This is a genomic window from Streptosporangium sp. NPDC051022 (assembly GCF_040683035.1).
Lineage (GTDB): Bacteria > Actinomycetota > Actinomycetes > Streptosporangiales > Streptosporangiaceae > Streptosporangium.
Genome location: NZ_JBFBCF010000042.1, coordinates 1 through 22,507 on the forward strand (window position 1 = coordinate 1; position 22,507 = coordinate 22,507).

The following is a 22,507-nucleotide window of genomic DNA, read 5'->3' on the forward strand; positions in this document are numbered from 1 at the left end:
GAGTTCTCCGCCGCCTATCTGGCCTACAAGCGCGACGAGGTGCAGCGGTTCTCCAAGACCGTCACCGACTGGGAGTTCCGCGAGTACGCCTACCACCTCTGAGCCTGCCGCGGGCGGCCGCCGTCGCGGTGGCGGAGACCGCCCGGCGCCCCCTCGAACGCGAAATCGTCCGGATTCGCGACCGAGGGGGCGGGCGGGTCCGGTCAGTCGCCGGACAGGAGCACCGAGATGGCGCCCGACGGGCACAGCCGCTCGGCGCGCTGGACGGCGGCCTGCCGCTCCGGCGGGGGCTCCGCGTCGAGAAGGACGACGGTGCCGTCCTCCTCGCTCTGGTCGAACACTTCCGGCACCGTGAGCGCGCACATGCCCGCGCCGACGCACCGCTGCGTGTCGGTCTGGACTTTCATCTGATTCCTCCAGTCTGGAGATCCAGGGTTACGGCCGAGGAAGAAAGCGACGCGTTTCCTACCCATCTCACCGGCAGGACGTGCATGCCGTGGCCGGACTCGATGTCGCGCATCGGCACCTCCTCGGCGAGTACGGCGAGGCGTGGAGTCGAAGTGCTCCGTCACACCCATAAAAATACATGGGATGCAAATTTGCAATAAATGCATAAGATAAATTCATGCACTACGCTTCCCGCATGGGTGAGGTTCCCGGGCTGCGCGAACGCAAGAAGCTTCGCACCAGACGTGCCCTGATCGCCGGGGCCGTGCGCCTCTTCCTGGAAAAGGGATACGAGCAGACGACGGTCTCGGAGATCGCCGCCGCGGCCGAGGTCTCGACACGGACCTTCTTCAGCTACTTCGCCAGCAAGGAAGAGGTGCTCCTGTACAACGCCAGGGAGAGCCTCGACCGCGTGCTGCGCACGGTCGCCGAGCGCCGGAGCGGCGAGGGGCCGGCCGACCTGCTGACCCGCGCGGTCGGTACGGTCTTCGAGGTCATCGCGGGCGACGCCGAGCTGGGACGGGAGATCACGTCGGTCAACCATCTGATCATGACTGTTCCCTCGCTCAGGGCACACGCGCTGCTGCTGCTGTTCGACACCCAGCGGGAGCTCGCCGAGGCCCTGCACCGGGCCTGCCCCGACGAACTGGACCTCGTCGAGGCGGCCGCCGCGGTCGGAGCGGTGATGGGCGCGACCAAGCTGGCGGGGTACATCAGCCTCGGACGCGGTGACCCCTCCGAGGAGGTGGTGGAATCCTGCAGGCGAGCCGCGGAGCTCACCCTCGCGGGCCTGCGCGTCATCACCACCCCCAAGGCCTGACGCCCCGAGATCTCCCACGCCGTCTTCCGCGGAGGCGCCGTGGGAGAAGGCAAGGTCCCCCGCTAACCGTGGTTTGGGCATCTCCTGACCCGCGTGTTCCTACCGTTTCCGTATACGGCCACGAGCGCCGGGGGCGACCGGAGGCGGGGCATGCGGCAGCTGGAAGAAAGACGACGGTTCGCCGCGGGCGTCGCGCTGATCACGGCGGTGTGTGCCCTGTCCGCCTGCGGCGGCACTTCTCCGGGGGCACACGACTCCGCCGGCCACGCCGATCCCGCCGCCGACTCCCCGCACGCCTCCCATCCCGCCGCGGATCCGTCCGGTGGTGGCGCCCGCGAGAACCGCGGGACCCCACAGGTGGACGTCTACGCCTACGACCGGCCCGGCATGCTCAGCCCGGTCGTGGCGAAGTTCCCCTCGCGGGTCTACGTGCCGAACAGCGAGAGCGACACCGTCAGCGTGATCGACCCGCGCACCTATCGGGTGATCCGCGTGTTCCCCGTCCACGGCAGGCCGCAGCACGTCGTTCCTTCGTGGGATCTCAAGACCCTGTGGGTCAACAACAACGACGGCAACACGCTCATCCCGATCGATCCCGTGACCGGTATGCCGGGCAAGGCCGTACCCGTCGACGACCCCTACAACCTGTACTTCACCCTGGACGGCCGTACCGCACTGGTGATGGCCGAGCGGAACAACCGGCTCGACTTCCGCGACCCGCATACCATGCGGCTGCGGCACTCGATGAACATGCCCTGCAGGGGGATCAACCACGGCGACTTCACCGCCGACGGCGCCGTCTTCCTGGCCAGCTGCGAGTTCTCCGGCCAGCTGGTGGCCATCGACGTCGGCGCGCGGAAGGTCCTGCGCGTCATCACCCTCACCGGCAGGGACGTACCGCGCGGCATCGCGCAGCGCACCGAGGTGAAGGGCGGCGCGGCCCCGCCCGGTGGCGTATCGCATGTGCCCGGTGGCGAGGCGGCGCACGGCGCGCCCGCGCCGCCCGGAGCGCCGCCCGGAGCGGCGGAAGGAGCGGTGAACGGAGCGGCGGAAGGTGCGGCGCGCGGCACGTCGTCCCAGACGGCACGCGAGGCGGCTCACAGCATGGCGGGGCACAGCAGCATGCCCCAGGACGTCAAGCTCTCCCCCGACGGCACCACGTTCTACGTCGCCGACATGGCCAGGGACGGCGTGTGGCTCGTCGACGCCGTGAGGTTCCGCGTCACGGGTTTCATCAAGACCGGCGCGGGCGCCCACGGACTCTACGTCAGCCGGGACTCGCGGCTGCTGTACGTGTCCAACCGGGGCGCGGGATCCGTCTCCGTCGTCTCCTTCGCCCGTGGCAGACCCGTCGACACCTGGCGCATCCCCGGTGGCGGCTCACCGGACATGGGCGGGGTGTCCGCGGACGGACGGCGACTGTGGCTGTCCGGGCGCTACAACGGCGTCGTCTACGTGTTCGACACCGAAAGCGGCCGTCTCCTGCGCAAGATCCCCGTCGGCGCCGGGCCCCACGGCCTGGCCGTCTATCCCCAGCCGGGCCGCTACTCGCTCGGCCACACGGGGGTCTTCCGATGACGGACGACGCAGAGAGGCCGGGGGCGGTCGGCCGGCGTCTCGTCCTCCGTCTCGGAGCCGTCGTCACCTTGGGAGCCACGGTGGCCTGCTCGTCGTCACCGGACGGGAACGAGCGGGAGGCGGATGCCGGGCGGTTGCCGGGGAGAACCGGCGACGCGGAGACCGGACGGAACGCGGGAGGCCCGGAACCGGCCGCCCGGCCCGCCCCCGCGCGGAGCACGGTTCCGGCTCCGGCGGCACCGCGGCGGCGGAATCCGCCACCCGAGGTACGGAACGGCCCCCGCGACCGGCCACGGATCGCGCTGACCTTCCACGGCGCGGGTCCGGTACGGCTGGCGGAGAGCGTCCTGGCGGAGGCCGAGCGGCACGACGCGCGCCTGACGGTCCTGGCGGTCGGCACCTGGCTCGACAGGTATCCCGGGATGGCCCGCCGTGTCCTGTCGGGAGGGCACGACCTCGGCAACCACACCCAGCGTCACCTGGACATCTCCGCGATGGACGAGGGCGCCGCGTACGCGGAGATCGCCGAGTGCGCCGCCCGGCTGCGCGAGCTCACCGGCTCGATCGGCTCCTGGTTCCGGCCCTCCGCGGCCCGGCACGCGACCCCGCTGGTCCGCGGGCTGGCGGCCCGCGTGGGCTATCGGACCTGCCTGTCCTACGACGTGGACTCCTACGATCACACCGACCCCGGCTCCGCCGTGGTCACGGCCAACGTCCTGGACACCGTACGGCCCGGCTCGATCGTGAGCCTGCACCTCGGCCACCCCGGAACGGCCGAGGCGTTGCCCGGGATCCTCACGGGCCTGCGCCGACGCAGGTTGCGAGCCGTCACGGTCACCGAACTGCTCACGAGCTGATCGCCGTCCCCGCACGAGCGGGCGTTTTGTCAGCCGACGGCGCAGCGCGGTCACGATCACCTTGTCATCCCCGCACGCGCGGGCGTTTTCCCCCGATCTTCCCCCGATCGTTCGGCCGGGGCCGCGGTGACGCGGCCGACGCTCCCCTTTTCTTCTCGCGTTCACCGGGGCTTCGGCGCCAGGACGCCGGGCGTCGATAGCTTCCGGGTTCCGTCTGCCGAATCGTTCGTAAAGGAAAGCGTCATGTCGCGTTCACTCCTCGCCGCGCTGGCCGCCGCCGCGGCGCTCACCACCACGATCGCCGCTCCCGCGGTCGCCTCGCCGGTCCGGACGCCGCAGATCACCTCCGACGTGACGCTGCCCGCCCCCGCCCTGGCCGCGTTCGAGCCCGGGCTCATCAAGGACGACAGGGGCGTCAAGCTGGGCGGGGTCGGCAGTGGCCTCTACCCCGCCGAGCGCGAGGGCGAATACTGGATGGTGACCGACCGCGGTCCGAACGGCGAGCCGAAGGTCAACGGTGAGAAGCGGCGCACGTTCCCGGTGCCCGACTTCGCGCCCGCCATCGTGCGCGTGGCCGTACGGCACGGCGTGGCGAAGATCGTCAAGAGCATCCCGCTGAAGAAGTCCGACGGCACGCCGATCACCGGCCTGTCGAACCAGGCCGGTCACGACGAGATCCCCTACAGCTGGGACGGCCTGACCCAGCTGTCCTACGACCCGAACGGGCTGGACACCGAGGACATCGTCACCGACGGGCGCGGCGGTTTCTGGCTGGTCGAGGAGTACTCTCCCTCGCTGGTGCACGTGGCCGCCGACGGACGGATTCTCGCCAGGTACGTGCCCAAGGGCCTCGGCCTGACCGGGGCGGGCTACCCCGTCTACGAGACGCTGCCCGCGATCTTCGCCACCCGTCAGCAGAACCGGGGCTTCGAGGCGCTGGGCATCTCGCACGCCGAGCGCGCCCTGTACCTCGCCGTGCAGAGCCCCCTGGCCAACCCCGACAAGAAGACCGGCAAGGCTTCGAGCGTCGCCCGGATCCTGCGCGTGGACCTCCGCACCGGACGGCCGACCGCTGAGTGGGCCTACGTCATGGAGAACGTCGCGACCTTCGACCCGGCCGCCGAGCAGGGTGACATGAAGATCTCCGCGCTCTCCGTGCTGCGGCCGGGCCGCCTGCTGCTCCAGGAGCGTACGGACGCCGTGGCCCGCCTCTACACCGTCGACCTGCGCCAGGCGACCAACCTCCTCGGCGGAGCCCAGGACGACCCGGCGACCACGCCGTCGCTGGAGGCGGCCCTGCCCGCGGGTGTCACCGCCGCGACCAAGTCGCTGGCCGTCGACCTGGCGGCGCTGCCCGGCCTGCCCGGGAAGATCGAGGGCGTCGCGGTCATCGACCCCAGGACGATCGCCATCGCCAACGACAACGACTTCGGTCTCGGCTCCTTCGGCGCGGACGGCCGCCTGATCGACTCCGGCGTCACCAGCCGCATCCTGACCATCCGCCTCCCTCGCCCTCTTCTCTGACCCCCACCTTTTCCTCGATCATGCCCACAGCCCCCGGGGGTTCTCATCCGTGATCATCTCCCCAGAGGTTCTTCGGTTGTGACCGTGTCCTTCACGGTCGTCCCCCGCCCGTGATCGCGTCCTTCGGAAGGTTCTCTGGCTGTGATCGCATTCCCCAGGACCGTCCTCCGGCCGTGACCGCGTCCTGCGGTCGTTCTCCGGCCGTGACCGCCCTCTCGACGGTGTCTGTGGTCGTCCAGGGCGCCGGTACGGCGAGCGGCGGCACGGAGTGGCCCGGCGCCGGTGGACGGCGCCGGGCCCGGTGAATCTCCGCGCGGGGTCACGGCACTGGTCGGGGGACTCCCGGCTCGGCCTCCCCTGTCCGGTGTGGTGGGGAGGTCGGTCTGCGCTTTCTGGTGGTTCGCCGCTTTCCGGTGGTTCCCGTGCCGGGCCCGGGACGTCGAGGAGGATGTCAGGGTTTACGGGCGACGAGGCCGTACTGGGAGACCTCGAGGGGGGCGTCGCCGACGTAGGCCGGCTCGGGGCGCCAGAGGGCGCACGACACCATTCCGGGCTCCAGCAGTTCCAGGCCCTCGGCGAAGCGGGCGATCTCCTCGCCGGTACGCGCGGTGATCGGGGGCGTGGCGTGCTCGTTCCAGAACCGCATCGCCTCGATGTTCGCCTCGCCGCCGAGCTCCAGGGTCGGGTGGGTGAGCACCAGGTGGCTTCCGGAGGGCACGGCCTCTATCAGCCGGTGCGCGATCGCCCGCGCCTCGTCGGTGTCGAGGACGAAGTTCAGGATTCCCAGCAGCATGATCGCCACGGGCCGGGTGAGGTCCAGCGTCCGCGTGGCCTCCTGGATGATCTTGTCGAGGTCGCGCGCGTCGGCGTCGATGTAGTCGGTGGCGCCCTCGGGAGTGCTCGTCAGGAGGGCTCGGGCGTGCACCAGCACCAGGGGGTCGTTGTCGACGTAGACGATGCGGGACTCGGGCGCCACGCGCTGGGCGACCTCGTGGGTGTTGTCCACCGTCGGCAGGCCGGTGCCGATGTCCAGGAACTGCCGGATCCCCACCTCCGCGGTGAGGTGACGGACCACGCGGCCGAGGAACGCGCGGTCGGCGCGGGCCACGTGGACGATGTTGGGGAACATCTCGAAGATCCGGTCGCCGACCTGGCGGTCGGCGAGATAGTGGTCCTTACCGCCGAGCCAGTAGTTCCAGACCCTGGCGTTGTGCGCGACGGTGGGGTTCAGCTTGCTCGGCTCGGAAGTGCTCGGCTTGTCGTCCACACGTTCTCCTTGCTTTCCGCGCCGGCGGCCCGCCCGATTTTCGCCGCCTGGGGTACGGTGACGCCTCCGGTGAGATCATTCGGAATGATAGTGAACTCTTCGCTACGGAAGACTCTTCGGGTGCGCGGAGACCGGTCGGCGTGTAAAGCTTGAGCGCGGCCGTACGCCAGTGGTCCGCCGTGTCGGTTTGCTGCATAGGGAGCGAGCTTGCGCACTGTTCGGACGACCGTAGGCGAACTGGATGAGTGCCTCACCCAGGATTACCGGCAGACGGGCCCCACCGTGGCGCGGATGCTGGTTGGCGCGCAACTGCGCCGGCTGCGTGAGGCCCGGGGTGTCACCCGCGAGGAGGCGGGAAAGGCCATCCGGGCGTCGCACTCCAAGATCAGCAGGCTGGAGCTGGGCCGTACCGGCCTCAAGCGGCGTGACGTGGCCGACCTCCTCACCCTGTACGACGTCACCGACGACGCCGAGCGCGCGACCCTGCTGTCGCTGACGGAGCAGGCCGGGATGCCGGGCTGGTGGCAGGCCTACGGCGACGTGGTGCCCGGCTGGTTCGACGCCTATCTCGGGCTGGAACAGGCCGCCTGCGTCATCCGCAGCTACGAGGTCCAGTTCGTTCCCGGGCTGCTGCAGACCGAGGACTACGCCCGCGCAGTCATCCAGCTCGGCCGCCGCAACGTCACCGGTCACGAGGTCGAGCGCCGGGTGGCCCTGCGGATGCGGCGCCAGGAGATCCTGTACCGGCCGGATCCCCCCAAGCTGTGGATCGTGATCGATGAGACGGCGCTGCGCCGTCTCATCGGCGGTGCCACGACGATGCGCGCGCAGATCGAGCATCTCATCCGCATCTCGGAGCTTCCCCAGGTCACCGTCCAGATCATGCCGTTCTGCGCGTGCGGCCACGCCGGGGCGGCCGGGCCCATCACGATCCTGCGCTTCCCCGAGGGGGAGCTTCCCGACGTGGTCTACCTCGAACAGCTCGCCGGAGCCCTCTACCTCGACAAGCCGGCCGAGACCGAGCGTTACTGGCATGTCATGAACCGGCTGGACATCGAGGCCGAGCAGCCGGGCGCGGCGGCCACGATCCTCAACCGGGTCCTCAAGGAGATCTGAGCGCAGAGGGCCGGGGCCGGCTTCCGGAAGGCCGGGACGCGTGCGGCGGGTGCGGCATCCGCAGCCCGCCCTTGCGTCTACTCCTTGCGGCCGATCCCGCCGACGACCCATATCGAGTCGGGGCGGTGGAGCACGGCCCCGTCGGGCCGCCACTGCGGGATGTAGACGATTCCGGGGTCGACGAGGTCGAGTCCCTCGAACCAGGGCTCGACCTCGGCCTTGGTACGCAGTCCCTCGCGGCGGGGGCCGGTGATCGCGCCCTCGTCCTGGTAGAAGGCGGCGAGTTTCGCGGTCGCCTCGGGACGCAGGTCGGCGACGGGGTGGGAGACGGCCAGGTAGCTGCCGGGGGACATCGCCTTGCGCAGGTGGTCGGTGATCTGCAGCACCAGGGCGTCGTCCGGGATGTCCTGCAGCACCCCGAAGAGCAGGATCGCCGTCGGCTCGTCGAGGTTGATCATCTCGGTGAGCCGCGGGTGGGACAGCAGCCGCTCGGGGTCACGGGCGTCGGCCTCGATGACCACCGTCAGCCGGTCGTCCTGGAGGAGGGCCTGGCCGTGGGCCACGACCATCGGGTCGTTGTCGACGTAGACCACCCGCGCGTCGGGCGCGACCGAGTGGGCGATCTCGTGCACGTTGCCCTGGGTGGGCAGGCCGCAGCCGATGTCGATGAACTGCCGGATGCCCGCCTCCTGGGCGAGGAACCGTACCGCCCTGCCGAGGAAGCGACGCCCCTCCCGCCAGAGCGCGGGCAGTTCGGGGGTTATGGCCAGCGCGGCCTCCGCCGCCTCCCTGTCGACCGCGAAGTTGTCCTTGCCGCCGAGGAAGTAGTCGGCGACCCGGCCCATGTTGGGGATCGTCGTGTCGAGCCTCGGCCGCTCCGGCTTCGACGATGCCACGGTGCTCTCCATCCAGCAGATCGGGTTTCTGCGGAGGCTATCCGCTTTTCTTATGCTTAGGGGGCATATTCCGGCAACCGGTGGCTCCAGCTATGCCCCCCTTAACCCTTTCGCTGGATCGTGTCCGGTTTTTTATAGGATCATGCACCCGCCGTCCGGGCCTGGCGCGGAAGTCCCGGAAACGACCGGCATCGTCCCCGCGCGTTGCCGCAGGGGGAGGCGGCCACCGTGCCGCCGGGCGTCGCGCGGCGACCGAATAGGCCGTTAGGGCTTCTTGCCGCTCTGCATGTAGCCATGCAGACTTCATGTTGAATGAATATATGTGAATGGTCGGAGGGGCGGCCGTCGGCCACGCTCCGGGTGAGGCCCGGTGAGGTCGGGCGCCGTCGCGTCTCGGATGCCGAGCGGGGGAGTACCGGAGGTCGGGCAGGGGACGCGCTCCGGGATGCGAGGAGACTATGGAGCCGGAATCCGCCCATCCCGCCCGCCGACCCGCGAACCACCGGGGCCGTGTCACGACGCGATCCCGGTCCCGCCGAGGAGGACCATGAACCCGGACGACGCCGGTGCCCGCCTGCTGCGCCTGTTCGAAGGACACCGGCTGACCCCGGCGCAGCGCCGGATCGCGCACTGCCTGGTCCAGCACGCCGCGGAGGCGCCCTTCCTGTCCAGCGTGGAGGTCGCGGAGCTGGCCGGGGTCAGCCAGCCGTCGGTGACCCGCTTCGCCATGGCGCTGGGGTTCGACGGATACCCCGGGCTGCGGAAGCAACTGCGCGAGCTCGGCCTGCCCGAGACGGGCGCGCAGGGCGTCCGCGTGGGAGAGCAGGAGGGCGACGGCGCGCTGAACGAGCACCAGCGGGCGATCCTCGCCGAGATCGGCAACCTCCAGCGGCTCGCCGGGACGCTGGCGGACCCGGCGCCGGTCGTCGGCGCCGCGCGGCTGCTGGCCGCCTCCCGGCCGCTGCTCGTCCTCGGCCTGCGCGCCGCCTCGGCCCAGGCGGCGGGTTTCTCCTACTTCGCCGCCAAGGTCCACCCCGACGTGCGCCTGCTCGACGAGGGCGGTTCCATGCTCGCCGACCGGATCGAGCGGGCCGCCGCCGCGGGGGCGAGCGCGCTGCTCTGCTTCGCGCTGCCCCGCTACCCGGCCGAGCTGACCGACGCCCTCGCCGTCGCCAGGAACGCGGGGCTGAGCGTGGTGACCGTGGCCGACAGCGCGTTCGCGCCCGCGGCGGCGCTGTCGGACGTGGTGCTCGCCGCGGCCGTGGGCACCAGCCTGGTCTTCGACACCGCCTGCGGGCCCATGATGCTCGGCCGGATCCTGCTGGAGGCGATGTGCGACGAGATCCCGGGGGCCGAGGCGCGGCTGGAAGCCTTCGAGGTGTCGGCCGCGGCCAGGGAACTCTTCACGGAGTAGGTTGTTGACTGGATCTATTCATTCAATATAAAGATGAATAGAACTATTTGACCTGTCGGCGGCAGCCGAGGTGCTGGAGGGCGGAAGCGTGGCTCAGGAGAGCGGTCGAGGTCCGGTCCGGGCCCCGCGAGGAGCGGGGCTCAACACCCAGGGGTGGCAGCAGGAGGCCGCACTGCGGATGCTCATGAACAACCTCGACCCCGAGGTCGCCGAGCATCCCGACAAGCTCGTCGTCTACGGCGGCACCGGCAAGGCCGCGCGCGACTGGCGTTCCTACGACGCCATCGTGCGCACGCTCACCACGCTCCGGGGCGACGAGACCCTGCTGGTGCAGTCGGGCCGCCCGGTCGGCGTCATGACCACCCACGAGTGGGCGCCGCGCGTGCTCATCGCCAACTCCAACCTGGTCGGCGACTGGGCGACCTGGCCGGAGTTCCGGCGGCTCGAACAGCTCGGGCTCACCATGTACGGGCAGATGACCGCCGGATCGTGGATCTACATCGGCACCCAGGGCATCCTCCAGGGCACCTACGAGACCTTCAGCGCCGTCGCGGCCAAGAGGTTCGGCGGCTCCCTCGCCGGGACGATCACGCTCACCGCCGGACTCGGCGGCATGGGCGGTGCCCAGCCCCTCGCGGTCACCATGAACGGCGGCGTCGCGATCTGCGTCGACTGCGACCCCCGCAGCATCGACCGGCGGATCGAGCACCGCTACCTCGACGTCAAGGCCGCCGACCTCGACGAGGCCCTGCGCCTGGCCTACGAGGCCCGTGACGCCCGCAGGCCGCTGTCCATCGGCGTCGAGGCCAACGCGGCGCAGGCCGTACCGGAACTGCTCGCGCGGGGCGCGGAGATCGACATCGTCACCGACCAGACCTCGGCGCACGACCCGCTCGCCTACCTGCCGCTCGGCGTCGCCCTCGAGGACATGGCCGGCGAGGCGGCCAAGGACCCCGAGGGGTTCACCCAGCGCGCCCGCGAGTCCATGGCCAGGCACGTCGAGGCGATGGTCGGCTTCCAGGACGCCGGGGCCGAGGTCTTCGACTACGGCAACTCGATCCGCGGTGAGGCCAAGCTGGCGGGCTACGCCCGCGCCTTCGACTTCCCCGGCTTCGTCCCCGCCTACATCAGGCCGCTGTTCTGCGAGGGCAAGGGCCCCTTCCGCTGGGCGGCGCTGTCCGGTGACCCGGCCGACATCGCCGCGACCGACCGGGCGATCCTGGAGCTGTTCCCCGAGAACGAGTCGCTGGCCCGCTGGATCAAGATGGCCGGGGAGAGGGTCCACTTCCAGGGCCTGCCCGCGCGCATCTGCTGGCTCGGGTACGGCGAGCGCGACAGGGCGGGCGAGCGGTTCAACGACATGGTGGCCTCCGGCGAGCTCTCCGCCCCGGTGGCGATCGGCCGCGACCACCTCGACTGCGGGTCGGTCGCCTCGCCGTACCGGGAGACGGAGGCGATGCTGGACGGCTCCGACGCCATCGCCGACTGGCCGCTGCTCAACGCCATGGTCAACGTCGCCTCGGGCGCGTCCTGGGTCTCCATCCACCACGGCGGCGGCGTCGGCATCGGACGCTCCATCCACGCCGGTCAGGTCACGGTCGCCGACGGTACGGCCCTCGCCGGGGAGAAGATCCGCCGGGTGCTGACCAACGACCCCGGCATGGGCGTCATCCGGCACGTGGACGCCGGATACGACCGGGCGGCCGAGATCGCCCAGGAGCGCGAGGTGCGGGTACCGATGCGTGAGGGTGACGCGTGACAGACACACGGGACGGGAGGGCGGAGGAGGCGGCGGACGGCTTCCGCGAGATGTGGCGGGAGCTGCTCCCCGTCGGCCGCCACGGCGCCACCGGCGGTTACCGGCGCCACGCCTGGACGGCCGAGGACGGCGAGTGCCGCGTCTGGTTCGCCGAGCAGGCGCGGCGCAGGGGCCTGGTCTACGAGGTCGACCGCAACGGCAACCAGTGGGCCTGGCTGGGCGACCCCGCCGCCGGTGACGCCGTCGTCACCGGCTCCCACCTGGACTCGGTGCCCGACGGCGGCGCCTACGACGGGCCGCTCGGCGTCGTGTCCTCCTTCGCCGCCCTGGACGCGCTGCGTGAGCGGGGCATCCGGCCGGTGCGCCCGCTGGCCGTCGTCAACTTCGGCGACGAGGAGGGCGCCAGGTTCGGCGTCGCCTGTGTCGGGTCGCGGCTGATGACGGGCGTGCTGGAGCCCGGCCACGCGCGGTCCCTGCGCGACGGCGACGGCGTCCTTCTCGCCGACGCGATGGAGCGCGCGGGCCAGGACCCCGCGGCGATCGGCCGCGACGACGAGCGTCTGTCCCGCGTCGGCGCGTTCGTCGAGCTCCACGTCGAGCAGGGGCGGTACCTGGCGGACACGCCGTACTCCGTCGGCGTCGCCTCGGCGATCTGGCCGCACGGCCGCTGGCGGTTCGACTTCAGAGGCGAGGCCAACCACGCGGGCACCACCCGCCTCCAGGACCGCCACGACCCCATGCTGGGCTACGCGGCGACCGTCCTGTCCGCCAGGGAGCTGGCGCGGGCCGCCGGAGCCCTGGCCACCTTCGGCAAGATCCGCGTCGAGCCGAACGGGACCAACGCCATCGCCTCCCTCGTGACCGCCTGGCTCGACTCCCGGGCCGCGGACGCGGAGACCCTGGACGCCCTCGTGAAGGGGATCTCCGACGCCGCCGTGGGAGCCGAGGTCACCAGGGAGTCCTACACGCCGGTCGTCGACTTCGACGTGCCGCTCAGGGACCGCCTGTCACGGGCGCTCGGCGGGGTTCCCGTACTGCCGACCGGGGCCGGGCACGACGCGGGCATCCTCGCCTCGGAGATCCCCACCGCCATGCTGTTCGTGCGCAACCCGACCGGGGTCTCGCACTCCCCGCACGAGCACGCCGAGGAGCCCGACTGCCTGGCCGGGGTCGTCGCACTGACCGACGTCCTCCAGGAACTGCTGTGCGCGCCGCCGGACGCCCCCTCGGCCCCCGCCGCGGACGTCGCGCGGGATCCGCGGTGAGCGCCCCGGCCGGGTCCGCGGCGAGCACCTCGGGCGGAGCCGCGGTGGGCGGTTCGGGCGGGAGCGGGGCGAGCGGCCGGTTCTGGGCCAGGTACGCCTGGACGGAGGGCCCGCGCCCCGGCGCCCCAGGCCCCTCCACGGCTCCCGGCTCCCCTGACTTCTCCGTGTCTCCCGGTTCCTCCGGCTCTTCCATGCCCCCTGGACCCTCCGGGGTCCCCGGATCCGAGGTATCCGGGGCTGGGACCTCCGGATCCGGGGGCTCCGGAGCAGGGGTCCCCGGGGTGGAGACCTCGGGGGCCTCCGGAGCCGGGGCCTCCGGGGCGGGCGTCCTGGAGTCCGGCGTTCTCATCGAGGTGGTCGAGGGCCGCATCGCGTCGCTGCGGCCGGGCAGCGCGCCCGGCGACGCCGTCGTCCTCGACGGCCTGGTCCTGCCGGGCCTGGCCAACGCCCACTCGCACGCCTTCCACCGGGCGCTGCGCGGCGCCACCCAGACCGGCGGCGGCACCTTCTGGACCTGGCGGGAGGTCATGTACCGGGTCGCCTCCGCCCTGGACCCCGACACCTACCTCGACCTCGCCAGAGCCGTCTACGCCGAGATGGCCCTGGCCGGGATCACCTGCGTGGGCGAGTTCCACTACCTGCACCACGCGCCCGGCGGCGTGCGGTACGCCGATCCGAACGCGATGGGCGAGGCGCTGGTCGAGGCCGCCGCGCAGGCGGGCATCCGGATCACGCTGCTCGACACCTGCTACCTGTCCTCCGGGTTCGGCGCCGAGCCCGACGCCACCCAGCTCCGCTTCAGCGACGGTTCGGCCGAGGCATGGGCCGAACGCGCCGAGGCACTGGCCGGGGCGCTGAAGGACCGCGACCACGCCCTGGCCGGGGCCGCCGTCCACTCCGTACGGGCCGTTCCCGCCGACCAGCTCGGCACGGTCGCCGCCTGGGCGGACGCCCGGCGGACGCCGATCCACACGCACCTGTCCGAACAGCCCGCGGAGAACGAGGGATGCCTGCGGGCGTACGGCGTCACGCCCGCCAGGCTCCTGGCTGACCACGGCCTGCTCGGTCCGCGCGCGACCGCCGTGCACGCCACCCACCTCACCGGCGACGACATCGGCCTGCTGGGCGGCACCGGCACCACCGTCTGCATGTGCCCGACGACCGAACGGGACCTCGCCGACGGCATCGGGCCCGCCAGGGCTCTCCAGGAGGCAGGGGCACGGCTCACTCTGGGTAGTGACAGCCACGCCGTCATCGACATGTTCGAGGAGGCGCGCGGCATGGAATTGAACGAACGGCTGCGTACCCGCCGCAGGGGCCACTGGAGCGCCGCCCGGCTGCTGCGCGCCGCGGCCGGTGACGGCCACGCCTCGCTCGGCTGGCCGGACGCCGGCCGCATCGAGGTCGGCGCGGTGGCCGACCTGGTGACCGTCTCGCTCGACTCGGTCCGCACCGCCGGGCCACTGCACGGCGCGGAGACCGCCGTCTTCGCCGCCACCGCCGCCGACGTCCGCGACGTCGTCGCCGGCGGCCGGGTGATCGTACGGCACGGCGCCCACACCCTCGTCCCCGACGTGCCCGCCGCCCTGCGCGCGGCCATCGCCCGCCTGGAGGCGTCATGAGGTTCGTCCGGTTCATCCCCGTCGGGTGTGGCCTTCGTCCCTGTGGAGACGCCATGGGCCCGTCCGCCATGGGGGCTCCCGGTCCCGTCGTCCGCCCCGCACCACCCGTGGCCGTCGTCCATCCGGAGGCATCGTGAGCCTGCTCGTCACCGGTCTGTCCGGCCTCGTCACCAACGACCCCTCACTGGGCGCGGGCCCGCTCGGGGTGATCCGGGACGCCGCCGTCGTCTTCGAGGGCGCCGTCGTCGCGTGGGCGGGACCGGCCTCCCAGGCCCCCGCAGCCGACCGGGTCCACGACGCGGGAGGCAGGGCCGCGATCCCCGGGTTCGTCGACTCCCACGCCCACCTGGTCTTCGCCGGGGACCGGACGGCCGAGTTCGACGCCCGTATGTCGGGCACGCCGTACACCGCGGGCGGGATCCGCACGACGGTCGCGGCCACCCGGGCGGCGAGCGACGCGGAACTGTCGGCGAACGTGGGCAGGCTGGTCGCCGAGGCGCTGCGCCAGGGGACCACGGTCATCGAGTGCAAGTCCGGCTACGGGCTCACCGTCGAGGACGAGGCCCGCTCACTGCGGATCGCGGGCGAGCACACCGACGAGGTGACCTACCTCGGCGCCCACGTGGTCCCGGCCGGGCTCGACGCCGACGCCTACGTCGACCTCGTCACCGGGCCGATGCTGGAGCGGTGCGCGCCGTACGCCCGCTGGGTCGACGTCTTCTGCGAGCGCGGCGCCTTCGACGGCGACCAGGCGAGGGCCGTCCTGGAGGCGGGCGCCAAGCGCGGCCTGGTGCCCCGCGTCCACGCCAACCAGCTGGGCCACGGCCCCGGCGTACGGCTCGCCGTCGAACTCGGGGCCGCCTCCGCCGACCACTGCACCCACCTCGACGACGCCGACGTCGACGCCCTGGCCTCGGGGAACACGGTCGCCACGCTGCTGCCCGGCGCCGAGTTCTCCACCCGGTCCCCCTACCCCGACGCCCGGCGCCTGCTGGACGCGGGGGTGACGGTCGCCCTGTCCACCGACTGCAACCCGGGCTCCAGTTTCACCACCAGCATGCCGTTCTGCGTCGCCGTGGCGGTGCGGGAGATGGGCATGACCCCGGACGAGGCGGTGCAGGCGGCGACGCTGGGCGGGGCGCGGGCGCTGCGCCGTACGGACGTCGGCCGGATCACCCCGGGTGCCCGCGCCGACCTCGTCCTGCTCGACGCCCCCTCCCACGTCCACCTGGCCTACCGCCCCGGAGTGCCCCTGGTCACGGCCGTCTGGCAACACGGCGAACGCGTGGTCTGACCCTCGTGGACGCGGACGAGGTGCGTACCTGCCCGTCGCGGGCAGGCGGTCGGCGCGACTCGGAGCCATGACGGAATGTCGTTTTCTATCGCGCATCGTGTCGGATAATTTCCAGCACGATGCGCGATAGAAACGAACTATCGAGCAGGCAAATTCGGGCAAACACTCTCATCTCAGGCGTCCGGAGATGAGGTGAAGGAGTGGCCTGACCGGCTCCCGGCGCTGTGTTCCTCACCGATATGGGCCTCGTCACGGACCTCAGGTGTGGGCCTCGTAACGGGCCTCGCCAGTCCCCGCGCTACGCGCGACCCGTGCTCGGGCAGCGTCTTCCGGGGCGCTGCCCCAGACCCCGGGCGAGAGGCTTTCCAGCCCCTCGCGCTCCCCGGCCCCTGGCCCTGTCCCGGGGGCGGAGCATTGGGCGGCTGACCACGGAGACCAGGCTTTTGCCATGGGCTGATACAGGGCGTTCGCGCGGTTTGCGTTCTCTCCACCGGTCTGGTGTGGCCATCCGCATCACCATGAGGACGCTGCCGCCAGGACCACTTCTTTCCGAGTCAACGGTGGGTGCCAGATCAGAGGGCTCACGCGCTGGTCAGGCGGTAGGTGTGGTTCAGTGGGGTGTGATCACGTAAGACGGTGCTGCTGTACGGGACTGCTGTACAGCAGCTTCATCCGATGGCCCATCCTCATCCGGTGTGGGAGCCAGGACCATAGGCCCGGCCCCTGGAAGAAGCCACGCGGCAACCGCTCACTCTAACTCTCGTGAGACAGCACTTTGCAGTACCGAACTTCGACGCGTCTGTTTTGTCGGCGGGCATCTCTATTCTCAACCTCGTGCCTGCCGATCAAACCTCCCTACCGAAGACCGTCGACGTCTCGGTCACCCTCAGCTGGAAGCCACGCGGCCTAGTTGTACCACATTTCCCTTGGCCCCATCCCACCCCACCCGCTACCTGGGATGCCATCGCGTTCTCGTGGCCGTATCTCCCAAATTCTAGAGCTGGTTTATATCGAATCAGAATCAGCACTAAAAATTTCACTTGGATCTACATTGGTGAGAGCGCGAATCTTTTCAGAAGGCTGGACGACTACAGGCGCCTGCATAAGTCAAGGCCCAACAGCAATGACTCGCGGCTTAGCGTACTCATCCGCAAGGCCCTATTAGAAGGAAATCAAGTCTCCCTGGACACGACCAATAATGGCCGAATCAGGATCGGGGGAGTCGAGCGATCTTTAGTCTTTCGCCAGAAGGTCGAAAGATGCCTGGCTGAAACGGCAGCGATCCTCCAAGAGGAAAGCGTGGCAGACGAGGACACTTGGATCCTAAACAAAAGTCTTGACGATAACGGCCGGTACATTTGGATCGAAGAATAGAACCCTGCGGGCGATCCTGAAAGCGCGTCCCCGATACCTTAAGTACAGTGCGCTCGTATGGCCTGGGTGTCCCAGACGTCGTTCAGCGATAGTGTCGACCATAGGGATCTTCTTGTCCGACAACTGACCTTCGACTTCTAGAACCACCGTTAATCGTCCGCAGTGTCGCTCACCGAAATTCCAGGAAGCGCTTCAATCGGCTGAGCCGCCTTCCATTGCTCAACCAGTACCATTCCCGCCTCGGTCAGACCGAAAACCTCACCTACTTTTAGCAACTCTCCCTCATGCGCACTCCGGGCGAGATCATCCCAACTAGTTGTAATAAAGCGCATCAAAATTCCGTCTCGCAGCAGATGCATAAGCTCTATCTCGAGGGTAGATCCTACCCCTCCCAGCTTGATTGCAACCTCGCCTGGGCGCTCCGCAAACCACTGAATCACCCTGCGCTCAAAATCGCTATAGCGAGCATTCAGCAGACCAAGGTTCGCCTTGTATTGCCGAAGCGCCTTCCGATCCAAATGCCGCGGATTTGCCTTATCAACCTTCAAGCCATGACAGTTGGCGCACAACACGATGAGATTTTCGAAACGATGTTCGCCGACTTTGGCCCAATCTTCGATGTGCTCTATATTAAGCGGAGCGACCGTGCGGCAGGTCGGGATCGCACATCGATGCCCTGCCTCCAGCATGACTGCTCTTACAAGATCAGTCGGGATATTCGGGCGCCCCTCAGGCATTCCTATGGTCCGTTCGCTCGACACGGGCCTGGCAGTTCGAAATCATCCCCCAAGGGCTGCTCATGCTGCAAAGCTTTCGGCAATCTTAGAGCCTCGACGAGGGTGCCGAAGGTTACTTATTGGCTCAGTCGTAACAGTCAAGCGCTCGATCTTTGTCGCCCATACATCGCGCGGCACGCGAGCGACCCCATCCCACAAGAGCGGTCGTTGCTGCACGGGTTGCTGTACGACAACGTCAGAGGCCCTACCGGATCATCCGGTAGGGCCTCTGAGCTGGAGCCGCCTTCGGGATTCGAACCCGAGACCCTTTCATTACGAGTCAGGGTGTGACGGGGAGGGGCAGGATGAGTACGTCCATGAGCGGGGCGCCGGGCCAGCCGGGGCGGAGCCGGGCGGCCTTCTGCCAGCCCCATCGGATGTAGGCATCGTAAGCAGCGGTGTTGTCCGGTCGGACCAGGAGTGTGGCCCGCTGTTCGGTGCGAGCGCTCAGGAGCGTGTCGTGCAGGGCGTGGGCGATGCCCTGACCGGTCCAGGAACGCCGCACCATGATCTCTGACAGGGCATAGGTGCGCGTGCCGTCCTCGTGGGTGAAACCTGGTTCAGGCTCGGATTCCAGGCCGTTCCACCACGTGGTTTCCGGGGGGAGTGCCCAGCCCCATGCCTGCCCGACCGCGATGCCGTTGACGTGGGCGAAGACCAGGTCGAAACCATCACGAGTGGTGTAGGCGTCGAAACGCCGCAGGAACGCCTCGGTACCGGCGAACCCCTCCCCGGTGGCGATCCGCTCGGCGTAGGCGTCGCGGTGAAGGTCGGCGACCAGGTCACGGTGCTCTTGGGCTCCGGCTGCGTCCAAATGCTGAAAGGTCACCCGGTCGGTGGTCACGTCATCGCCTTCCCCGATCATGCCGCGGCCGGAGTGAGCGTATGGGCCGCGGCATCGAACAACTGGCAGAACTCGGCCTCAAGCGAGGCGGCGGCGGTCTGGCGGACAGGTCGCAACTCGTTGAGGACCCGTACGGAGGTCAGCCTGTCGCCCAGGTCCCGTACGATCAGCACCCCTTCGACCAGAGCGCCGTGGCCGTCACCGGCGGCACATAGGGCGGCGGCGAGCCGAGCACGGTAGTAGGCCAGGTCACGAGGGGAACGGCAAGGGTCGGCCAGCACCTCTCTGTACAGGGCAGCGGCGGTATCAAGGTGGCCAAGCTGAACAGCACCCATGGCCTCGTACCCGGTGATCTCGGAGTGACTGACGAACGCGGTCCACGTCTGGTCGCTGTCATGGTGGCCACGGTCGACCTCGCGCCGGGCTCGGCCGATCGCGGCACGGAATGCCACCGCGTCGCCGAGCTGGGCGTGGGCGAGCGCCTGACGCAGTGCGATCAACGCATGCAGTGCCGGGGAGGGAAGGTGACGGGCGGCGTCCGCGGCTCGGTCGGCGAACCGTAGCGCCTCGCGTGCGGTGCCGCGCCGCCCCGTGGTGCGGGCCAGGTGGGTGGCCTGCTGGGCCATGTTGGCGTATACGTGCACCAGGACCTCGTCGTCGCCGACGCCTCCGGCCAGCAGCGCGGCCTCGCCGTACAGCGCTCGCGCCAGATGCTGGTCACCGGAGTCATAGGCGAGCCAGGCGGCGACCACCCCGAGATCGGCTGTGACGACCATCAGCTCTCGGCCGACGCACTCGGTGTAGTCGGATTCGTCGAGCATCACGCGGGCTCGGGAGAACAGTTCCCGGGCCTGATGCTGCAGTACGGCGCCGCCCACCGTGCGGTCGGCACGGCGCAGCCTCTTCAGGCATTCTTTCAGGTGACGGACGTGAGGTTGATCGATCCGTTCGGGCGGAGGCGTTTGCGACAGAACGGAGCCCAGCGCCAGGCCGGAGGCCATCGCGGCGAACTCCCGGCGATCCATTCCCTCTTCTCCCACGGCATTCTCCTTCCACAACGCGAGCTGACCGTCCTGCCCGGCGTCCGGCCGGCCCGCGATGAGCGGCAGGAGAGCCTGACGCGGCATGCCGAGCAGGTCGGCAACACGCAAGATCTCCCGGATGTCGTGGAGGGTGTCACGTTTACGTCGTTCGACCTTGGTCACCACCGACTGTGACCAGCCGAGCAGTTCTCCGAAATCCATCTGACTCATTCCGACGGCACCGCGCAGGATCGTCAGCACCGCCGCCATGTCGGCGCGGGCCAATGCCTGGCGCAGTGGCGCCGAGTCCCATATCCACACCGGCGTCACCCCGGTGCCTTCGCGAGCTGCGGTCAGACATGCTCCACACAACGGCTCGTGGTTGTAGCGGCTGAGGCGAGTGATACGACAAGCCGGACAGACCCGATCTTCTTGCCCGCCCGCCATACGTGTCATCCCTGTCGTTGGCATCCGGTGTGGCTTCAACCGTAGCCGCAGGTCGATCGCTGTTCAGGCCATAGTGGCCTAACCGGCGACGGTGCCGGTGGGACGCATCGACGTTGGTGTCGACCGTCTGGCGGACGACGATCAGGGCGTCCCCGGTTCTCGAGCACTCGAGGATTCCCCGATGAACGAAGCAGCCCAGGTCGACGGCACCGTCCTTGCCGAGCAGTTCCAGGAAGCGCTTCACGGCCATGGAGTTCCAGCCGACCTGTTTCCGTTCGGGGCCGGCCGTGTATGTATCTCGGTCGGCCCTGCTCTGGTGGCGGTGACGGATGGAGAACGCATCCGGTGGTCCGTCTCGCGACCGGGCCGCCACGGCAGACCTCGGTGGGCGGTCTACCGCACCCCTCATCTAGTGCGGTGACCACATACCTTCACCGGGTTCGTGGTGCTTCCCCCGCGCCGCTACGGCGAGGGCCGGAACGGGCCTGCCCGGCGCCTTCGAACGGCGCACCACCCGGTGAACGTTCCCGGTCACAGCACTAGCCGCCGTACGGCTCGCCGCCCAGGACGGATGGCGTGCCTCAGAGCCTTTCTCCTCGCAGCGAAGGCGGACCCGTCCGGCGCTGTACACGGCTGGAGGGGTTCTTGACCAGACTCAGGAGGTCCGACCCATGGAAGATGCCAGGAGCACGACGCCCAGACCGGCGATCCCGGGCTGGCGGGTGATCGTCAGCGACAGGAAACGGCTGTGGGCCTCGCGCGTCATTCCGTTCACCGACGCCGAGATGGGCCTCGGCGCGACCCGCACGGTCGACGCCGATACTCCCGGCGAACTGCTCGACGAAGTCGAACGACAGGAGAGAGCGGCCCAGCGGGAGGCGCCGTGATCGGCTCTGTCCGCCGGTCCGGCCGTCACCGCGCCGGGCAGCCCAACGCAACCGTGCACCGTCGCGTCTGGGACGGTCCGGCACGCGCCGAGGCCGAGCGTCTCGACCGGGAATGGCCCGCGTGGCTCGTGCTGTACAGCCTCGGCGACCGCCGTTTCTACGCCCTCGCGGGCTGGGCGGCGCCCGTACCGCTGATGGTGGCCGACGACACCGCCGAAGGGCTGGAGGAGCGGATGTACGACGCGGAGACGGCCTTCTCCAGGCGTGAGATTCACGCGCGCTCCTGGCATGAGGTTCATCCGAGCGGGCGCGATGGCGCTCGTTCCCACGTGCCCGCCGTCTCGCCGTACCGCTCCCGCCCCTATCGGGACGCGGCATAGGACCGGCGCGACGTCTGGGAGTGCCGTCCTCGCCGTCGCGCCTCTCGACGTGCGGCTCGGGAAGGAGGGGCCCGGGCCGCACACCTCCTGCGGTCCCATCACGGAAACGGGAGGGGGCCGCCGCACCGCCCGCCGTACGGTGCGCCTTCGGTACCCGGCCGGACCTCGCTCCGGCCGGGTACCTCCCGTCCCGGCACTCATCCACACAGGAGACCTGTGCCCGAGATTCAGGTCCTGCTGGCCGCGCTCTACTTCTACGGCGCGTTCGGCTGGCTCACCCTGCTGTTGTCGATCACCGTGAGGGAGCCCCGGTTCGCCGAGCGCTTCCTCGTTTCCCACGCCCGAGCCCTCGGTGTCCGGCCGCGTACGGTGTTCGTCGCCGCCGTGATCGGCTGCAGCGTCCTGTGGCCGCTGACGACGCTGCTGCTCATCGCCGACCTGCTCCGACGTCCGAAGTGACCGGACACCTGTCTTCTCCACTCCGGCCCGTCACCGCCTCAAGACAGGGACATAGGGCGCCGGAGCGGTGCACGTGATGTTCAGGCGGCTCGTAACAGGTAACTCCACGCGCCTCGGAGGTGTTGCCCTCCGGCGGGGCAGTGGCTTCGGCCCACCAGGGGGCCGTAGAACATGCCCCGGCACTTGCTGCAGAAGTTCCAGCCGTTCTGCCACCAGCCGGACAGGCCGTCGTTGTTCCAGCTCGACCAGAGCCCCGTGCATCGCTCGCACCAGCGCCAGCCCGGTTCGGTGGCAGCCGCGGGGGTGACGTTCAGACTGCCCAGGGTCGCGGCTCCCGCAGCCCTGGAAAGGGGCGGCCCGATGCTCGCGGTACCGGTGGCCGTCAACCGGCGACGGCCTCATCTCGACGCGCGTCGGCTGGTCCGACCGCCTTTCGGCTGTGGCGCGCTCCGGGTAGTG

At 69.9% G+C, this 22,507-nt stretch carries 20 protein-coding genes; 13 read left to right on the top strand and 7 right to left on the bottom strand.

The window, feature by feature from the left end; all coding sequences use genetic code 11:
* Window positions 1-203 precede the first annotated feature (203 nt).
* Window positions 204-407: a ferredoxin gene (locus AB0N02_RS41545; protein ID WP_363959072.1), complete on the bottom strand. Its 204-nt coding sequence runs from the start codon at window positions 405-407 to the stop codon at window positions 204-206.
* 236 nt (window positions 408-643) lie between these two features.
* Here AB0N02_RS41545 and AB0N02_RS41550 point away from each other — a divergent pair, with 236 nt between their 5' ends.
* The 4 genes from AB0N02_RS41550 (at window position 644) to AB0N02_RS41565 (ending at window position 5,226) form a co-directional block, all read left to right on the top strand.
* Complete coding sequence (locus AB0N02_RS41550) at window positions 644-1,267, top strand: helix-turn-helix domain-containing protein (protein ID WP_363959075.1); 624 nt, start codon at window positions 644-646, stop codon at window positions 1,265-1,267.
* Between the two features lie 150 nt (window positions 1,268-1,417).
* A complete protein-coding gene (locus tag AB0N02_RS41555) occupies window positions 1,418-2,845 on the top strand; it encodes a YncE family protein (protein WP_363959078.1) in 1,428 nt (475 codons plus the stop codon).
* On the top strand, window positions 2,842-3,702 hold the full coding sequence (locus AB0N02_RS41560) for a polysaccharide deacetylase family protein (protein WP_363959080.1): 861 nt from the start codon (window positions 2,842-2,844) through the stop codon (window positions 3,700-3,702). Before AB0N02_RS41555 ends, AB0N02_RS41560 begins: the two co-directional genes overlap by 4 nt.
* 243 nt (window positions 3,703-3,945) lie before the next feature.
* Window positions 3,946-5,226, top strand: coding sequence for an esterase-like activity of phytase family protein (locus tag AB0N02_RS41565; RefSeq protein ID WP_363959082.1), 1,281 nt, complete (start codon window positions 3,946-3,948; stop codon window positions 5,224-5,226).
* 451 nt (window positions 5,227-5,677) lie between these two features.
* On the opposite strand, the gene AB0N02_RS41570 is transcribed toward AB0N02_RS41565, so the two are convergent.
* On the bottom strand, window positions 5,678-6,493 hold the full coding sequence (locus tag AB0N02_RS41570) for an SAM-dependent methyltransferase (protein ID WP_363959084.1): 816 nt from the start codon (window positions 6,491-6,493) through the stop codon (window positions 5,678-5,680).
* 291 nt (window positions 6,494-6,784) lie between these two features.
* On the opposite strand from AB0N02_RS41570, the gene AB0N02_RS41575 reads away from it, so the two are divergent.
* Window positions 6,785-7,609: a helix-turn-helix transcriptional regulator gene (locus AB0N02_RS41575; protein ID WP_363959242.1), complete on the top strand. Its 825-nt coding sequence runs from the start codon at window positions 6,785-6,787 to the stop codon at window positions 7,607-7,609.
* A gap of 77 nt (window positions 7,610-7,686) precedes the next feature.
* On the opposite strand, the gene AB0N02_RS41580 is transcribed toward AB0N02_RS41575, so the two are convergent.
* Window positions 7,687-8,505 carry an SAM-dependent methyltransferase gene (locus AB0N02_RS41580; protein ID WP_363959086.1) on the bottom strand — a complete coding sequence of 273 codons (819 nt, stop codon included), beginning with the start codon at window positions 8,503-8,505 and terminating at the stop codon, window positions 7,687-7,689.
* 547 nt (window positions 8,506-9,052) lie between these two features.
* Between AB0N02_RS41580 and AB0N02_RS41585 the strand changes: the two genes are divergently transcribed.
* The 5 genes from AB0N02_RS41585 (at window position 9,053) to hutI (ending at window position 15,859) form a co-directional block, all read left to right on the top strand.
* Complete coding sequence (locus AB0N02_RS41585) at window positions 9,053-9,919, top strand: MurR/RpiR family transcriptional regulator (RefSeq protein WP_363959088.1); 867 nt, start codon at window positions 9,053-9,055, stop codon at window positions 9,917-9,919.
* Between the two features lie 88 nt (window positions 9,920-10,007).
* On the top strand, window positions 10,008-11,678 hold the full coding sequence (gene hutU / locus AB0N02_RS41590; protein WP_363959090.1) for a urocanate hydratase: 1,671 nt from the start codon (window positions 10,008-10,010) through the stop codon (window positions 11,676-11,678).
* Window positions 11,679-11,728: 50 nt separating this feature from the next.
* Window positions 11,729-12,943, top strand: a complete 1,215-nt coding sequence (locus AB0N02_RS41595) for an allantoate amidohydrolase (protein ID WP_363959245.1) — start codon at window positions 11,729-11,731, stop codon at window positions 12,941-12,943.
* A 281-nt stretch (window positions 12,944-13,224) separates the two neighbouring features.
* Entirely contained in the window at window positions 13,225-14,565 is a 1,341-nt protein-coding gene (locus tag AB0N02_RS41600) for a formimidoylglutamate deiminase (RefSeq protein WP_363959093.1), read from the top strand.
* A 133-nt stretch (window positions 14,566-14,698) separates the two neighbouring features.
* Window positions 14,699-15,859 carry an imidazolonepropionase gene (gene hutI / locus AB0N02_RS41605; RefSeq protein WP_363959095.1) on the top strand — a complete coding sequence of 387 codons (1,161 nt, stop codon included), beginning with the start codon at window positions 14,699-14,701 and terminating at the stop codon, window positions 15,857-15,859.
* 1,523 nt (window positions 15,860-17,382) lie between these two features.
* Here hutI and AB0N02_RS41610 read toward each other — a convergent pair.
* The 3 genes from AB0N02_RS41610 to AB0N02_RS41620 form a co-directional block, all read right to left on the bottom strand.
* Window positions 17,383-17,922, bottom strand: a complete 540-nt coding sequence (locus AB0N02_RS41610) for an HNH endonuclease signature motif containing protein (RefSeq protein WP_363959098.1) — start codon at window positions 17,920-17,922, stop codon at window positions 17,383-17,385.
* 367 nt (window positions 17,923-18,289) lie between these two features.
* A complete protein-coding gene (locus tag AB0N02_RS41615) occupies window positions 18,290-18,853 on the bottom strand; it encodes a GNAT family N-acetyltransferase (RefSeq protein WP_363959100.1) in 564 nt (187 codons plus the stop codon).
* Window positions 18,854-18,870: 17 nt separating this feature from the next.
* Window positions 18,871-20,322, bottom strand: a complete 1,452-nt coding sequence (locus AB0N02_RS41620) for a helix-turn-helix transcriptional regulator (RefSeq protein ID WP_363959103.1) — start codon at window positions 20,320-20,322, stop codon at window positions 18,871-18,873.
* A gap of 671 nt (window positions 20,323-20,993) precedes the next feature.
* On the opposite strand from AB0N02_RS41620, the gene AB0N02_RS41625 reads away from it, so the two are divergent.
* The 3 genes from AB0N02_RS41625 (at window position 20,994) to AB0N02_RS41635 (ending at window position 22,048) form a co-directional block, all read left to right on the top strand.
* Entirely contained in the window at window positions 20,994-21,209 is a 216-nt protein-coding gene (locus AB0N02_RS41625) for a hypothetical protein (RefSeq protein ID WP_363959106.1), read from the top strand.
* The gene (locus tag AB0N02_RS41630; RefSeq protein ID WP_363959109.1) at window positions 21,206-21,589 is read left to right on the top strand and encodes a hypothetical protein; all 384 of its coding nucleotides are present in this window, start codon (window positions 21,206-21,208) and stop codon (window positions 21,587-21,589) included. The genes AB0N02_RS41625 and AB0N02_RS41630 overlap by 4 nt, the downstream gene beginning before the upstream one ends.
* A gap of 216 nt (window positions 21,590-21,805) precedes the next feature.
* Window positions 21,806-22,048 carry a hypothetical protein gene (locus AB0N02_RS41635; protein ID WP_363959111.1) on the top strand — a complete coding sequence of 81 codons (243 nt, stop codon included), beginning with the start codon at window positions 21,806-21,808 and terminating at the stop codon, window positions 22,046-22,048.
* Window positions 22,049-22,128: 80 nt separating this feature from the next.
* Here the strand turns inward: AB0N02_RS41635 and AB0N02_RS41640 are convergent, their stop codons facing one another.
* On the bottom strand, window positions 22,129-22,434 hold the full coding sequence (locus tag AB0N02_RS41640) for a hypothetical protein (protein ID WP_363959113.1): 306 nt from the start codon (window positions 22,432-22,434) through the stop codon (window positions 22,129-22,131).
* Window positions 22,435-22,507 lie beyond the last annotated feature (73 nt).

What these genes read in the sequence shown, in the direction of transcription:
- AB0N02_RS41545 (WP_363959072.1), bottom strand. Translation starts at nt 407, where the DNA reads ATGAAAGTCCAGACCGACACGCAGCGGTGCGTCGGCGCGGGCATGTGC.
- AB0N02_RS41550 (WP_363959075.1), top strand. Translation starts at nt 644, where the DNA reads ATGGGTGAGGTTCCCGGGCTGCGCGAACGCAAGAAGCTTCGCACCAGA.
- AB0N02_RS41555 (WP_363959078.1), top strand. Translation starts at nt 1,418, where the DNA reads ATGCGGCAGCTGGAAGAAAGACGACGGTTCGCCGCGGGCGTCGCGCTG.
- AB0N02_RS41560 (WP_363959080.1), top strand. Translation starts at nt 2,842, where the DNA reads ATGACGGACGACGCAGAGAGGCCGGGGGCGGTCGGCCGGCGTCTCGTC.
- AB0N02_RS41565 (WP_363959082.1), top strand. Translation starts at nt 3,946, where the DNA reads ATGTCGCGTTCACTCCTCGCCGCGCTGGCCGCCGCCGCGGCGCTCACC.
- AB0N02_RS41575 (WP_363959242.1), top strand. Translation starts at nt 6,785, where the DNA reads ATGCTGGTTGGCGCGCAACTGCGCCGGCTGCGTGAGGCCCGGGGTGTC.
- AB0N02_RS41585 (WP_363959088.1), top strand. Translation starts at nt 9,053, where the DNA reads ATGAACCCGGACGACGCCGGTGCCCGCCTGCTGCGCCTGTTCGAAGGA.
- AB0N02_RS41595 (WP_363959245.1), top strand. Translation starts at nt 11,729, where the DNA reads ATGTGGCGGGAGCTGCTCCCCGTCGGCCGCCACGGCGCCACCGGCGGT.
- AB0N02_RS41610 (WP_363959098.1), bottom strand. Translation starts at nt 17,922, where the DNA reads ATGCTGGAGGCAGGGCATCGATGTGCGATCCCGACCTGCCGCACGGTC.
- AB0N02_RS41620 (WP_363959103.1), bottom strand. Translation starts at nt 20,322, where the DNA reads ATGGCGGGCGGGCAAGAAGATCGGGTCTGTCCGGCTTGTCGTATCACT.
- AB0N02_RS41625 (WP_363959106.1), top strand. Translation starts at nt 20,994, where the DNA reads ATGGAAGATGCCAGGAGCACGACGCCCAGACCGGCGATCCCGGGCTGG.